Source organism: Mesorhizobium sp. M6A.T.Cr.TU.014.01.1.1, assembly GCF_004022765.1.
GTDB lineage: Bacteria > Pseudomonadota > Alphaproteobacteria > Rhizobiales > Rhizobiaceae > Mesorhizobium > Mesorhizobium mediterraneum.
This window is the reverse complement of record NZ_RZPG01000138.1, coordinates 1-402: the sequence shown is the minus strand read 5'-3', so window position 1 is coordinate 402 and position 402 is coordinate 1. Positions and strand designations below refer to the sequence as shown.

The following is a 402-nucleotide window of genomic DNA, read 5'->3' as shown; positions in this document are numbered from 1 at the left end:
CGTGAAATGGCAAATCCTCCCGGGCATTTCGACTGTCTATGACGGCATGCCTTTTGGCGAGCGCATGCAGGCGATCGCTCTGCCGGCGGCAGCGCTGACGCTGGTCGTGCTCGCCCACATGATGCGCATGACACGCGCGGCGATCCTCAATGTCATGCAGTCGGCCTATGTCGAGACCGCGGAACTGAAGGGCCTGTCGGCCTTCAACGTCATCCGCAAGCACGCCTTCCCCAATGCCATCGCGCCGATCATCAACGTCGTCATGCTCAACCTCGCCTACCTGATCGTCGGCGTCGTCGTGGTCGAGGTGATTTTCGTCTATCCGGGCATGGGGCAGTATCTTGTCGACCACGTCACCAAACGCGACGTGCCGGTGGTGCAGGCGGTCGGCCTGATCTTCGC

General features: G+C 61.7%; 1 protein-coding gene. It reads left to right on the top strand.

The annotated features are described in order from the left end of the window. On the top strand, positions 1–402 hold a 402-nt coding region (locus EN885_RS33315), incomplete at both ends, for an ABC transporter permease (RefSeq protein WP_164897994.1).